This is a genomic window from Lysinibacillus composti (genome assembly GCF_016908465.1).
GTDB classification, from domain to species: domain Bacteria; phylum Bacillota; class Bacilli; order Bacillales_A; family Planococcaceae; genus Ureibacillus; species Ureibacillus composti_A.
The window spans coordinates 1-13,398 of sequence record NZ_JAFBDY010000035.1; the positions used below are offsets into that span (position 1 = coordinate 1).

The following is a 13,398-nucleotide window of genomic DNA, read 5'->3' on the forward strand; positions in this document are numbered from 1 at the left end:
ATCCCTCAAAGACGATGAGGTAGATAGGTTCGAGGTGGAAGTGTGGCGACACATGGAGCTGACGAATACTAATCGATCGAGGACTTAACCAAAAATTTTGAACGCAATCAATGTCTTTATCCAGTTTTGAGAGAACAAGCTCTCAATTAAATAATGAGTGAAGTGACGATAGCAAAGAGGCCACACCCGTTCCCATACCGAACACGGAAGTTAAGCTCTTTAGCGCCGATGGTAGTTGGGGGCTTCCCCCTGTGAGAGTAGGACGTCGCTTCGCTTATTTTTTATGTGGAGGATTAGCTCAGCTGGGAGAGCACCTGCCTTACAAGCAGGGGGTCGGCGGTTCGAGCCCGTCATCCTCCACCATATTTGCCGGTGTAGCTCAGTTGGTAGAGCAACTGACTTGTAATCAGTAGGTCGTGGGTTCGACTCCTATCGCCGGCATCATCATATTGGAGGGGTAGCGAAGTGGCTAAACGCGGCGGACTGTAAATCCGCTCCTTCGGGTTCGGCGGTTCGAATCCGTCCCCCTCCACCATTTTCGAGCCATTAGCTCAGTGGTAGAGCATCTGACTTTTAATCAGAGGGTCGAAGGTTCAAGTCCTTCATGGCTCACCAGTTTTATAATAATATGCGGGTGTGGCGGAATTGGCAGACGCACTAGACTTAGGATCTAGCGCCGTAAGGCGTGGGGGTTCGACTCCCTTCACCCGCACCATTTTTTGATTATTTTGAACCTATAATGGCGATTGTGGCGAAGTGGTTAACGCACCGGATTGTGGTTCCGGCATTCGTGGGTTCGATTCCCATCAGTCGCCCCATATAAAACAAATAAAGTAGTATTTATCATATTATTGGGGTATAGCCAAGCGGTAAGGCAACGGATTTTGATTCCGTCATGCCCAGGTTCGAATCCTGGTACCCCAGCCATTTTGCGGAAGTAGTTCAGTGGTAGAACACCACCTTGCCAAGGTGGGGGTCGCGAGTTCGAACCTCGTCTTCCGCTCCAATTATCTGGCGGTATAGCCAAGTGGTAAGGCAGGGGTCTGCAACACCCTTATCATCGGTTCAAATCCGGTTACCGCCTCCACAGATATGATGTGATTAATGATGTGCCGGGGTGGCGGAACTGGCAGACGCACAGGACTTAAAATCCTGCGGTAGGTGACTACCGTACCGGTTCGATTCCGGTCCTCGGCACCAGTTTTAAAATTTGTAATAAGGTATGCGCCCGTAGCTCAATTGGATAGAGCGTCTGACTACGGATCAGAAGGTTGTGGGTTCGACTCCTGCCGGGCGCGCCAAAAATACGAGAAGTAGCTCAGCTTGGTAGAGCACTTGGTTTGGGACCAAGGGGTCGCAGGTTCGAATCCTGTCTTCTCGACCAAGACGATAAAAATCTATTATTATGGGGCCTTAGCTCAGCTGGGAGAGCGCCTGCCTTGCACGCAGGAGGTCAGCGGTTCGATCCCGCTAGGCTCCACCATTATATTTATAAAACGGAGGCATACCCAAGTCTGGCTGAAGGGATCGGTCTTGAAAACCGACAGGCGGGTTAAACCGCGCGTGGGTTCGAATCCTACTGCCTCCGCCATTTTTAAAATTAATTAATCTATAAGTAATATTATCGCGGGGTGGAGCAGTGGTAGCTCGTCGGGCTCATAACCCGAAGGTCGCAGGTTCAAATCCTGTCCCCGCAACCAAATGGTCCCGTGGTGTAGCGGTTAACATGCCTGCCTGTCACGCAGGAGATCGCCGGTTCGATCCCGGTCGGGACCGCCATTTAATGGGTCGGTAGCTCAGTTGGTAGAGCATTAGATTGAAGCTCTAAGTGTCGGCGGTTCGATTCCGTCCCGACCCACCATTAATGCGGGTGTAGTTTAATGGTAAAACCTCAGCCTTCCAAGCTGATGTCGTGAGTTCGATTCTCATCACCCGCTCCAATATGGGCCTATAGCTCAGCTGGTTAGAGCGCACGCCTGATAAGCGTGAGGTCGATGGTTCGAGTCCATTTAGGCCCACCATAAGAATATTCCGAAGTAGCTCAGTGGTAGAGCAACCGGCTGTTAACCGGTTGGTCGTAGGTTCGAGTCCTACCTTCGGAGCCATATTGGGGAAGTACTCAAGAGGCTGAAGAGGCGCCCCTGCTAAGGGTGTAGGTCGGGTAACCGGCGCGAGGGTTCAAATCCCTCTTTCTCCGCCATTATGCTTAATTGGCCCGTTGGTCAAGTGGTTAAGACACCGCCCTTTCACGGCGGTAACACGGGTTCGAATCCCGTACGGGTCATATCTTAATCCGATAATCTAGTGATATAGTTGAGAGATTAAAATATCACTATAAAAAACCTGATTCTTATGAATCAGGTTTTTTTATGCTTCTGAGATCCCCTTATTTTGTATTTTTATTTTTTGTTCCTTCAATAATTGGGGAGACCGCAGAGATCTTTGTCAGAGCAGCTCTCTGGATTAAGATGGACAATCAAATTACATTACTTAGAGTATAGGTATGAAACTTCCTTGTAGATCGTTATTGGGAATGTTACCAGCGAGGTAGCTACATGATGAACTACTAGAAACCGCAGCAACTTGTTATAGCGGATATATTATGGTGGAAGTGCTATAACGAATTTCTATTTCATCACGCTTCGTCTGTAATAGGTAATTATCTAAGTAACTAAATAGCTTATTTTTATTTTTGTTATATTTCTATTTATGGTAACTCTTTATTAAATTTATCGTATTCTAGGTAGTGCATCATGTCGTGACTTTCTTGAAACCCTTAAAAATAAAGAGGAGATTCATTGGAAGAAACTCTCAATGATAGTGGCGATATATCGGTTATATCTCTAGTTAAAAAGGTATTTCTTTATGAATTAAAAGTTAGTTAACTCTCTTTTTTCTTATCCTTTTGTTTTGGTTTCGTTGGAAAGTTATATTTTTTATCCTGCGATTTAATGCCCTCTAATAATCTTTTTTTCTTTTCATCTGTCATTCTTAATCGGGCTCCTTTCCCTTTTAATCTTAAAAACAACATGTCCGAGTTTTTTAGATTTTATACGCATAAACTCCCCCACTGACATCATATTTTGGATTATCCCTGGGACAGTTGGACACAATCCATGACTTAAACTGAATAAATTGAGGGGGGAATATCTTGCAAGAGGGGAAAAGACTAAGATCTGATCGGAAAAAAGATATTAAACCGTTTCTTACTTTATCGACGAAAGAATCGATTTACCGATTATCATACATCACGCAAACGCCAGTGAAGGATGTTGCAGCGACTCTATTAACTGCTACTCTAATCAACGTAAAAATACTAAATGCTCTATCAGTCTACTTTAAAAGAGATATTCGCATTAACCAAACGTTGTTTCGAGGGAATCTATCAAACCCTACAATTCAGAAGAAACAAGCCCCGGGAACGTGTGAGAGAATTTCCTTACGTGTTACTAAAAGAGTCTATGACATCCTTTCTGCCCTTGCTTATGCACTAGATTGTAGTAAAGCAAGAGCATGTGCTTTGCTGCTAGAAAATAGTATGACGGATTTTGAAATTGTAAATGAATATTTGAAGAATTACTTGGAACAAGGGCTTGATAAAAGAAGAATGGCCGAGGTTAATAAGCTCATGTCTTTTATAAATAAGGAGTTTTCCGAAAAGGATTATTCGTATATGCATCTTCTCTCTCATATGGTTGATGAAGTGAATACCCCAATCAGTTCCACAAAGGAAATAGTAGACGAATTTATTATTCATCATTGGCGAAAAGATTAGGGAGTTATATTGGAAAGGCCCCAATCATAGGTTAGTAATGACTCCTGAACAAACACATCTTTGTGCTTTATTTCAAACTCTAAATAAAGACCAAAAAGCTGATTCTGTGTACCCGCCAGAATCAGCTTCTTTTTTATGTTTGTTGATATAGGATCTATACTTGATATATCTGCTATAACATCCTAGAATACCTTTGAAAATTAATTGTTTGCTACTAACCTGTAATAAAAACTACTCTATTTAGAGATACGACATAATTGTAATTAAGTACTGTGGCTAATGTGATTTTCCAAGCTGCACTTATTATGTCGTATAACAATTCCCTCTATTTTAATGCTTCGCGAGTGAGAGCAACACGTTCCTATGTCTTCCGTTGTATCACGTGTATCACGTCCATTTTTCGAGTTTCTTCTATAAATATGGTGACCCTTCTTTATCTGGGTGAAAAGACGTCCAGCCCATGTTACTTTTTACTTCTTTAAACTTCTCGACTAGTTCCTATCCACGTAATTCTTTTTCTACTAAACCTCCACCTCCATCCACTGATTCGACTGTTACTTCATCCTACATTTGCAATGCATCAAAATAAACTTTAGGAATCATGATTTGTTCTTTATTTGAAAATCTAGGAATCTCTTTAAGAATTTTAAATTGATTATTTCAAAATATGTTGGATAAATATCGGTTTACCATAAAAATATATAGACTTGTTTTAAAAATAAAATAACTTATCAACCTCTTAAAATGTTTATTATCCTAGGTTGAAAGTGGTATAATTGAAGAAACGTTTGTTCGTGTTTTAGGGGCTTAAAAAGGAGAGGAATTTAGGGTGGAAGAAAATCTTTTTTCATTAAATCAATATCGAATTATTCAAGAAACGGAAAAATCAATCGAGCAAGTGAAAAATAAAAAGCTCGACATGTATCAACCGGACTTTAAGCAATTTGAAATTTTTTGTGAGAGAAATCTCTTACCAATAGATTTTGATTCGCTTGAACTTTACTTACATGATTTAATCACGGTGCAACGTGTTCGTCTTTCTACATTTAATCGACGTTTAGTTGGTGTGAAATATTGGCTCATGAATAAATTTAATTTGCAACAAACATTGGAACAAGAAGATCGTGTTCGTTTATTGCGACAACTATATAATGAAGAAACTTTTTTACGTCTTAAACCGCAACGAGGAATTCGTGCGGAAAGTCAAAATGATGTGCTCCGTTTAATCGATCGCTTTGATACCAATAAAAAAGCTGATATTCGGAAGCGTGCCATTTGTCTCGTGAATTTGATTACGGCGAACCGTCCATCGGAAATGGTACGTCTTAAGATCAGTGATTTTGATTTAGAGAATCGTACAGTTTGGGTCATGATGACAAAGCAGGGGGAAATGAAGGAAAAACGTCTCACTCTAGAATGTGTTCAGGCGGTTAAGAAGTATATTCAGGAATGTGTGCTTCAACCTGATGATTACTTTGTGGGGGCTGCCGATAAGTGGGGAAATCATACGAGTCGCCAGATACATGAAGATAGCTATAGCCAGTCAATTCATAATTGGCTAGGGTTCGCGCCATACACTTTCCGAAAAACGCAGATTACGGCCATGTATCAAAAAGGTGCTGATATACCAACGATAGCAAAGCAGTCTGGCCATAAATCCCATCAAACGATTATGGAGCATTATATTAATTTGAAAACTAGTGATGTGGATGATTTCCTATAAATTTGTAAAGACAAGAAGTGGACGTGAAAAATATGAACCAAGAAGATAAGAAAAAATATTGAAGCAATAGTAAACGCAGTTGAACAAAATGGCGATGCGTTAAAACCTTGCGGAACCAATCCTTTTAATGGCGATATAACTAATATGTCATCAAAAGTAGAGTGAGTTATAGATGATATAACAAAGGTGTAGAACATACTACACCCTTAATTATAAGGTTGATTATTGAATTACCATTACCAGTCTAAATCCTATTCCATCATAGGAAGGGGAGAATAAAAACCTCAAAAAAAGTGGGGATTTCCACTTTTGTGAGGTTTATCTTTTCTCTAAACCTACTCAAATTCAATTAAGAGATCACCTGTTGAAATCGAATCTCCTTCTAGAACAAAGATATCTGAGATTATTCCATCTCTAGGTGCTTGTACCGTTGTTTCCATTTTCATGGCTTCTGTAATGAGTAGGTGGTCACCGCGTTTAACAGAACTTCCTTTTGGTACAACGACTTTTAAAACTGTTCCCGGCATCGTGGCCCCAATTTGATTCGGATTGGATGGATCTGCTTTTACTGCAGCTGTACCTGTCGTTTTCACATGGCTATCTTGAATAATCAGCTCACGAGATTGACCATTTAATTCAAAATATAACACTCGCGTGCCATCGTATTGAGCTTCTCCAATGGATACTAATTTTACAATTAGCGTTTTTCCTTTTTCAATCTCCACATTAATTTCTTCACCTAGTTTTAGCCCGTAGATAAATGTGGCTGTATCTAAAACAGAGATATCTCCAAATTGTTCTTCCGCTGCGATATAATCTTCAAATACTTTATCATATAGCGCATGTGAAATACAATCATGCTCTGTAATCTCACGATTGGGGTATTTTTCTTCAAGCATTAATCGTAAAGCTTCGAAATCTACTGCAGGCAATAATTCACCTGGACGTACTGTGATGGCTTCACGTTCTTTTAAAATTACCTTTTGTAATTCTTCTGGGAATCCACCATGAGGTTGCCCTAAGTAACCTTGGAATAGTTCAATAACGGACGCTGGGAAGTCTAGCGTTGCACCACGCTCAATAACCGATTGTTCATCTAAATCATTTTGTACCATAAAGAGCGCCATATCTCCGACAACTTTTGAGGATGGTGTTACTTTTACAATGTCCCCAAACATGAGATTTACACGACCATACATGTTCTTAACTTCTTCCCAACGTGCGCCTAGTCCTACAGCTTTTGCTTGTTGTTGAAGATTACTATATTGTCCACCTGGCATTTCGTGTACGTATACTTCAGAATGCGGGCTCACCATGCCACTTTCAAATTCACTGTAGAATTTACGCACCTCTTCATAATAATCAGATAGTGATTTTAATGAATCGATATCAACGCGCACCTGACGCTCTGTACCTGATATAGCATAGGCAAGTGAATTGGCAGAGGGCTGTGACGTTAATCCAGACATTGAACCAAGTGCTGTATCAATAATATCTACACCTGCATCAATCGCACGTACATAAGTGTAAATTCCATTCCCACTTGTATCGTGTGTATGCAAATGAATTGGTAAAGTCGTTACATCTTTTAACTCAGAAATTAAACGATAGGCAGCTTCTGGTTTTAATAAACCGGCCATATCTTTGATGGCTAAAATATGTGCGCCAACCTGTTCTAACTCTTTTGCCATATCTTTATAATATTGCACGGTATATTTGGCACGATTGTCATTTAAAATATCACCTGTATAGCAAATCGCTGCTTCTGCTACTTTCCCCGCATCGCGTACGGCCTCAATCGATACTTCCATTGATTTGATCCAGTTTAGCGAGTCGAAAATTCTAAATACATCGATCCCTGTTTCGGCAGATTGACTAATAAATTCACGAATGACGTTGTCTGGGTAGTTTTTATACCCAACTGCATTTGCGCCACGTAGTAGCATTTGGAATAGGACATTGGGAATCTCTTTTCGCAGCTGTTCTAAACGTTTCCATGGATCTTCCTTTAAAAAGCGATAAGCCACATCAAATGTCGCGCCACCCCACATTTCAAGTGAAAAGAAATCTTTCATCCCGGCAGCAGTCTGTTTTGATATGGCAAGCATATCAGCTGTACGCATACGTGTGGCAAGTAAAGATTGATGTGCATCCCGCATTGTTGTATCGGTTAAGAGGACATCTTCTTGTTTGTGGATCCATGTTACAAGCCCTTCAGCGCCTTGCGTGTCTAAAATTTGTTTTGTGCCGGACAATTCTTCCGGAATAAGAATGCTTGGTACAACAGTTTTTGTGAAAATCGGCTTTGATTTCGATTCAACACTTGGGAAACCATTTACTGTTACGTTCCCAATGTAATTTAATAATTTCGATCCGCGATTTCGTGGCAATTTAAAATTGAACAGCTCTTCCGTTGTATCAATAAAATTCGTATTAAATTCTCCAGATAAGAACTTAGGGTGCGTTACAACGTTCTCTAAAAACGGAATATTTGTTTTCACACCGCGAATACGAAACTCACGTAAATTTCGGTTCATTTTCTCAGCGGCCTGTTTAAAGGTTGTGCCCCATGTGGAAACTTTTACGAGTAAGGAATCATAATATGGTGTCACAACTGCACCCTGGAATCCATTCCCAGCATCTAAACGTACACCAAACCCACCTGAAGATCGATAGACTTGTAGTTTTCCTGTATCTGGCATGAAATGATTTAATGGATCTTCTGTTGTGACACGTGATTGAATGGCAAAACCAAATAACGGAATATCTTGTTGTTCCGGAATCCCTACTTCTTCACTTAACAATGACTTTCCATCGGCTATATGAATTTGTGTTTGCACAATATCAATACCCGTAATCATTTCAGTAATCGTATGTTCCACTTGTATGCGTGGGTTCACTTCGATGAAATAAAAATCATCTCCAGCAACTAAAAACTCAACCGTCCCCGCATTTACATAGCCAACGTTTTTCATCAATTTAACGGCAGCATCGCAAATTCTATTACGTAACTCTTCTGATAAAGAGATAGATGGCGCAATTTCAACCACCTTTTGATGACGACGTTGAATGGAACAATCACGTTCGTACAGATGAATAATGTTTCCATGTTGATCCCCGATAATTTGTACTTCAATATGCTTTGGTTGAATAATGCATTTTTCTACATATACTTCATCTGAACCAAACGCTGCTTTTGCTTCAGATTTCGCTCGTTCATATGCTGAAGCGATATCTTCTGCATGTTCTACCATACGCATGCCTCGTCCACCACCACCTAGGGCAGCTTTAATCATAATCGGATAACCGTATGTATCGGCAAATTGCTGTACTTCTTCCAATGATTGAACAGGTCCATCTGTTCCGGGAATAACAGGAATATCAGCTTGAATCGCTTGTTCACGAGCCTTTACTTTATCGCCAAACATATCTAGATGACGCGATTCAGGTCCAATAAAGACAATCCCTTCTTGTTCGCAGCGCTGTGCAAACTCTAAGTTTTCCGATAAAAAGCCGTATCCTGGATGGATTGCATCTGCTCCACAGCTTTTGGCAATCGAGATGATTCCCTCAATATCTAAATACGCATCAATTGGCTTTTTTCCAGCACCAACTAAATACGATTCATCTGCTTTATAACGATGGTATGAGCCACTATCTTCCCGAGAATAGATTGCTACGGTTTTAAGATTCAGTTCTGTTAATGCACGGAATACTCGAATTGCAATTTCTCCACGATTGGCTACTAATACTTTTTTTAGCGTGTTCATTTTATCAATCCCATCTGTTTTATAGTCATGGAAGCATATAAAAAGGCAGAACAATTTTAGTAATGGTCCTGCCAAATTTATATGATTTAAAGAGTTTAATGATTGGGGAAATGAAACATACAACGATGAAAATCAATCTGAAAAATTAGTTTGATACTGTTTCGAATTGGTCCACCCATTGGATCGTTAATAAATTCGATAGTGTGGACAATTCATGATGAATCTGAATATGCTTTTTACACTTAACCGTCGCGACGCACTCAATAATAGAATGTTGATCTTCAATCAATACTCTATAACTACCTACATTGGGTAACGAATAGTTCGGTAATAACCCATTTCTTTGACAATACTTGGTTTTATAAAAGCCTCCTAATATATTAGGTAATTCATTAAGCTTTCGTTCTGTTAAGTGCTTTCGAATCAAAGTCGAACTAATTTTTTGATTATTCCACTGTAACTCCTCGACAACTGTTAGGCCTACTCGCTGTGTGGCCGCATAAACTGCTAGCGTTCTAACAGTACCACTTGCTTTCGACCCATAGGTATAGTCGAAACCACAAATAATTTCCTTAGCATTCAACCCAATAATATAATCATCTAAGAATTCGTTTGCTTCTACTTTTGCTAATTCCTTTGTAAACTCTACGATATAAAAAATGTCTACCCCGAGCTTTTCTAACTTTTCAGCCTTTTGTTCTAGTGGCTCTAAATAGGAGACTTCAGAGCCGGGAACTAGCACACTTTTAGGATGTGGAAAAAAAGAGAGAACCGCTAGTGATAAATTATGTGCTTGTGCTTTTTCTTTAGCGGCTTGAATTACTTTTTGGTGTCCTAAATGCACACCATCAAAATAACCAAGTGCCATAGCCACATCAGGACAAGATTGTTTAATGTCTTGTAAGCTATTAGCATTCACATAGATTACCTTCATGCGATCCTCTCCTTTTTCTTTTATCTTGCTAGAGTTTGTGCTACTTCATAGATTAAATCCTCTTGTCCACCAACAGCCTTCATTTGCCCAATTTTAATTAAAAGGTCACGTTCATCGACACCAAATTGTTTTGCGGCCTTTTGTGCATGTAACAAGAAGCTTGAGTACACGCCAGCGTAACCTAAAGTTAAGCTACTACCAGTGACTTCTTGTGATTGTTGCATGATTGGTGCAATCACATCATTTGCTGTATCCATTAATTTATATAGATCAACACCTGTTTCGTAACCTAAACGTTCTAAAACAGCGACCATGACTTCTGTTTGTGTATTTCCAGCTCCGGCACCTAATGCGCGCATACTTCCATCAATGTAAGTTGCTCCAGCTTCAACTGCTGCAATTGTATTTGCCATAGCCATCGATAAATTGTTATGGGCATGGAAGCCGATGTCGCATTGGATACTTTGTCTAAGTGCTGCAATTCGATTCGTTACATCTTGTGGTAACATCGCACCAGCGGAATCGGTTACATAAACGATTTCAGCTCCGTAACTTTCGAATAATTTTGCTTGTTCTACAATTTTTTCAACAGGTGCCATATGGCTCATCATTAAAAATCCAACTGTTTTCATGCCAAGATTACGAGCTAACTCAATATGTTGTGCAGCCACATCAGCTTCTGTTACGTGAGTGGCTACACGAACCATTTTTGCTCCTAATTTCGCTGCATTTTCTAAATCTTGTTTTGTTCCGATTCCAGGGATCAATAGCACTGCGACCTCTGACGTTGTACATTCAGATACAGCCGCTTCAATCAATTTTAATTCGCTCGTTGCTGACAAGCCGTATTGTAATGAAGAGCCACCTAAGCCATCTCCGTGCGATACTTCAAAATATCGAACACCCGCTGCATTTAAACCTCTTGCTGCAGCACGTACTTGATCTTCTGTAAAGGAATGGCGTACCGAGTGACTTCCATCACGTAACGATACATCTAAAATATTTAATGTCATGAGATGACCTCCTTCTCGCGCTGTAGGTGACGCGCCATTTCATTACCGACTTGTACTGCAGCTGCCGTCATAATATCTAAGTTACCAGCGTATGCCGGTAAATAGTCTGCTGCACCATTTACTTCGATAAATACAGATACTTTTTTGCCTTCAAAAATTGGTGTTGCTTTTAATGTGTAGCCTGGTACGTAAGCCTGTACTTCGACTACCATATCCTGAATCGACTTCGTAATCGCTTCTTCATGTCCCTCTTCTTCTACTAGAGCATGGATGGCATCACGCATAATAATTGGTGGCTCAGCCGGGTTTAAAATAATAATTGCTTTCCCTTTTTTCGCACCGCCAACCACTTCAATTGCTTTAGATGTTGTACTTGTGAATTCATCGATATTTGCACGTGTACCAGGACCTGCAGAAAGACTAGCTATTGTTGCAACAATTTCAGCATAGTCGACAGGCACAACACGATTGATTGCGTGAATCATCGGAATCGTCGCCTGGCCACCGCACGTAACCATATTCACGTTCGATTTTTCGATATGCTCTTTTAAATTTACTGGTGGAACCGTAAATGGTCCGATTGCCGCTGGTGTTAAATCGATTACTTTTTTACCTGCTGCAGTTAATAAATCACTATTACGCTTATGTGCATAGGCACTTGTTGCGTCATATACGATATCAACTAAATCAAGGCGTTCCATTAAGCCGTCGATTCCGTTTGAAATAATTTCATACCCGCGACGTTTCGCACGTTTTAAACCATCAGATTCCGGATCAATCCCAACCATAACACTCATTTCTAGTACGGGGCTGCGCTCAATTTTATACATTAAATCCGTTCCGATATTTCCTGATCCAATAATTCCAACCTTAAGCTTTGTCATTTTTTCACCACTTCCTTCAAAATGTTAACGCTTACTTTTCCGAGTATGCCGAAGTCAGCCTCGAATTCATCGCCTGCTTCGAAGGGAACAGCTTTTGATAATGCTCCTGATAAAACAAACATGCCGGGCTTGATCGAAATGTCATATGTACTCACTTCATTTGCTAACCAAACAACTGCATTAAGTGGGTTACCTAACACTGCCGAGCTTGTTGCCTCATCTAAAAATTCACCATTTTTCTTCACGATCATTGGAATATTTGTAATGTCTTCAATTTCTTTCAGTAGTGTGCGTTTTTCACCTAAAATGGCACCTGCTGAGGAACCGTTGTCGGCTACTGTATCTTCGAATTTAATATTCCAATTCTCGATACGGCTATCAATTACTTCTACTGCTGGTACCACATAGTCAGTCGCGTCGATGACATCTTGCACTGTCACATTTGGTCCCTTTAACTCTTTATTGAAAACAAAGGCAATTTCAAATTCTACCTTTGGTTGAATAAACGACTCAGTTGGTAACCCATCTACCTCGTCATAAACCATCGTATCTAAAATAAAGCCGTAGTCCGGCGTATATACATTCAGCATTTCTTGCATCGCTTTACTTGTTAAACCAATTTTTAAGCCTTTTACTGTCGCTCCAGCGTCAACTTTTTGACGAATTTGCTCTAATTGAACGGCATAAGCATCAGCAGCTGTAATCCCTTCATTGGTTTCAGTTAATGGGGCAATTGGCTGTTTCGTACGTTCTGCTTCAAGCAATGCTTCTGCTAGTAGTTGAATATTCATAGACAATTCTCCCTTTACGACTCAATTGTTTCTAATTGTGTCAATTGACGGTACTTACCACTGAAGAATAATAACGGATCTTTATCTTCAAGATGTAAATCTACTACTTTACCAATGAATAATGTATGGTCACCTTCTACATGTTCAGATACAACTTCACATGCGATTTGAGCGATAGCCCCTTTTAATACTGGTAGTTCAGCTAATGTTTCAAATTCTACTGACTCACCAGGCTTTCCAGCGAAATGACGTGAGTAATGCTCTTGATCTTCCGCCAAAATATTTACTGTATATTTTTCGGATTGTGAAACTTTCTCTAAAAATTTTGCTTTATGTCCAATCGAAATGACGACAAGCTTCGGATCTAATGATACTGACATGAATCCGTTTGCTGTCATTCCATGAGTTTCTCCCTCGTTTTCTGTTAAAAGAACTGTTACACCTGTAGCGAATTTCCCCATTGCATCTCTAAATAAACGATCATCCATCCCAATCCACCATCCTTACA

The 13,398-nt window shown here is 40.2% G+C and carries 8 protein-coding genes, 22 tRNA genes and 2 rRNA genes; 26 read left to right on the forward strand and 6 right to left on the reverse strand.

Going from position 1 to position 13,398, the window contains the following annotated elements; genetic code table 11:
- The 26 genes from JOD29_RS19135 to JOD29_RS19260 all read left to right on the forward strand — a co-directional run.
- Positions 1 to 92: ribosomal RNA gene (locus JOD29_RS19135) — 23S ribosomal RNA — on the forward strand; the annotation flags it as partial.
- A 66-nt stretch (positions 93 to 158) separates the two neighbouring features.
- Positions 159 to 274: ribosomal RNA gene (rrf, locus tag JOD29_RS19140) — 5S ribosomal RNA — on the forward strand.
- Positions 275 to 287: 13 nt separating this feature from the next.
- Positions 288 to 363: transfer RNA gene (locus JOD29_RS19145), tRNA-Val, on the forward strand.
- 5 nt (positions 364 to 368) lie between these two features.
- Positions 369 to 441: transfer RNA gene (locus JOD29_RS19150), tRNA-Thr, on the forward strand.
- Between the two features lie 10 nt (positions 442 to 451).
- A tRNA-Tyr gene (locus JOD29_RS19155) sits at positions 452 to 535 on the forward strand.
- 5 nt (positions 536 to 540) lie between these two features.
- Positions 541 to 615 (forward strand) — tRNA-Lys (locus JOD29_RS19160).
- 15 nt (positions 616 to 630) lie between these two features.
- A tRNA-Leu gene (locus tag JOD29_RS19165) sits at positions 631 to 715 on the forward strand.
- 27 nt (positions 716 to 742) lie between these two features.
- Positions 743 to 818, forward strand: a tRNA-His gene (locus JOD29_RS19170).
- A 34-nt stretch (positions 819 to 852) separates the two neighbouring features.
- Positions 853 to 927, forward strand: a tRNA-Gln gene (locus tag JOD29_RS19175).
- A gap of 4 nt (positions 928 to 931) precedes the next feature.
- Positions 932 to 1,006: transfer RNA gene (locus tag JOD29_RS19180), tRNA-Gly, on the forward strand.
- A gap of 7 nt (positions 1,007 to 1,013) precedes the next feature.
- Positions 1,014 to 1,087, forward strand: a tRNA-Cys gene (locus JOD29_RS19185).
- Positions 1,088 to 1,111: 24 nt separating this feature from the next.
- A tRNA-Leu gene (locus tag JOD29_RS19190) sits at positions 1,112 to 1,200 on the forward strand.
- A 24-nt stretch (positions 1,201 to 1,224) separates the two neighbouring features.
- Positions 1,225 to 1,301 (forward strand) — tRNA-Arg (locus tag JOD29_RS19195).
- 6 nt (positions 1,302 to 1,307) lie between these two features.
- A tRNA-Pro gene (locus tag JOD29_RS19200) sits at positions 1,308 to 1,384 on the forward strand.
- Positions 1,385 to 1,407: 23 nt separating this feature from the next.
- Positions 1,408 to 1,483 (forward strand) — tRNA-Ala (locus tag JOD29_RS19205).
- Between the two features lie 15 nt (positions 1,484 to 1,498).
- Positions 1,499 to 1,591 (forward strand) — tRNA-Ser (locus JOD29_RS19210).
- Between the two features lie 34 nt (positions 1,592 to 1,625).
- Positions 1,626 to 1,700 (forward strand) — tRNA-Met (locus JOD29_RS19215).
- Positions 1,701 to 1,703: 3 nt separating this feature from the next.
- Positions 1,704 to 1,779, forward strand: a tRNA-Asp gene (locus JOD29_RS19220).
- A 6-nt stretch (positions 1,780 to 1,785) separates the two neighbouring features.
- A tRNA-Phe gene (locus JOD29_RS19225) sits at positions 1,786 to 1,861 on the forward strand.
- A gap of 5 nt (positions 1,862 to 1,866) precedes the next feature.
- A tRNA-Gly gene (locus tag JOD29_RS19230) sits at positions 1,867 to 1,940 on the forward strand.
- Between the two features lie 4 nt (positions 1,941 to 1,944).
- Positions 1,945 to 2,021: transfer RNA gene (locus JOD29_RS19235), tRNA-Ile, on the forward strand.
- A 9-nt stretch (positions 2,022 to 2,030) separates the two neighbouring features.
- A tRNA-Asn gene (locus JOD29_RS19240) sits at positions 2,031 to 2,105 on the forward strand.
- A gap of 4 nt (positions 2,106 to 2,109) precedes the next feature.
- Positions 2,110 to 2,200: transfer RNA gene (locus JOD29_RS19245), tRNA-Ser, on the forward strand.
- Between the two features lie 12 nt (positions 2,201 to 2,212).
- Positions 2,213 to 2,284 (forward strand) — tRNA-Glu (locus JOD29_RS19250).
- 867 nt (positions 2,285 to 3,151) lie between these two features.
- Positions 3,152 to 3,775: a hypothetical protein gene (locus tag JOD29_RS19255; RefSeq protein WP_124766939.1), complete on the forward strand. Its 624-nt coding sequence runs from the start codon at positions 3,152 to 3,154 to the stop codon at positions 3,773 to 3,775.
- Between the two features lie 829 nt (positions 3,776 to 4,604).
- Positions 4,605 to 5,498 (forward strand): tyrosine-type recombinase/integrase, encoded by an 894-nt coding sequence (locus JOD29_RS19260; protein WP_124766940.1) that lies wholly within the window; start codon positions 4,605 to 4,607, stop codon positions 5,496 to 5,498.
- 335 nt (positions 5,499 to 5,833) lie between these two features.
- Here the strand turns inward: JOD29_RS19260 and pyc are convergent, their stop codons facing one another.
- The 6 genes from pyc to JOD29_RS19290 form a co-directional block, all read right to left on the reverse strand.
- A complete protein-coding gene (gene pyc / locus JOD29_RS19265) occupies positions 5,834 to 9,268 on the reverse strand; it encodes a pyruvate carboxylase (protein WP_124766941.1) in 3,435 nt (1,144 codons plus the stop codon).
- 145 nt (positions 9,269 to 9,413) lie between these two features.
- Positions 9,414 to 10,202, reverse strand: a complete 789-nt coding sequence (locus JOD29_RS19270) for an FAD synthetase family protein (RefSeq protein WP_124766942.1) — start codon at positions 10,200 to 10,202, stop codon at positions 9,414 to 9,416.
- 20 nt (positions 10,203 to 10,222) lie between these two features.
- Entirely contained in the window at positions 10,223 to 11,215 is a 993-nt protein-coding gene (gene dmpG / locus JOD29_RS19275) for a 4-hydroxy-2-oxovalerate aldolase (RefSeq protein WP_124766943.1), read from the reverse strand.
- Positions 11,212 to 12,099: an acetaldehyde dehydrogenase (acetylating) gene (locus JOD29_RS19280; protein WP_124766944.1), complete on the reverse strand. Its 888-nt coding sequence runs from the start codon at positions 12,097 to 12,099 to the stop codon at positions 11,212 to 11,214. Before JOD29_RS19280 ends, dmpG begins: the two co-directional genes overlap by 4 nt.
- The gene (locus tag JOD29_RS19285) at positions 12,096 to 12,890 is read right to left on the reverse strand and encodes a 2-keto-4-pentenoate hydratase (protein ID WP_124766945.1); all 795 of its coding nucleotides are present in this window, start codon (positions 12,888 to 12,890) and stop codon (positions 12,096 to 12,098) included. The genes JOD29_RS19280 and JOD29_RS19285 overlap by 4 nt, the downstream gene beginning before the upstream one ends.
- A gap of 14 nt (positions 12,891 to 12,904) precedes the next feature.
- Positions 12,905 to 13,378, reverse strand: a complete 474-nt coding sequence (locus JOD29_RS19290; RefSeq protein WP_124766946.1) for a flavin reductase family protein — start codon at positions 13,376 to 13,378, stop codon at positions 12,905 to 12,907.
- Positions 13,379 to 13,398 lie beyond the last annotated feature (20 nt).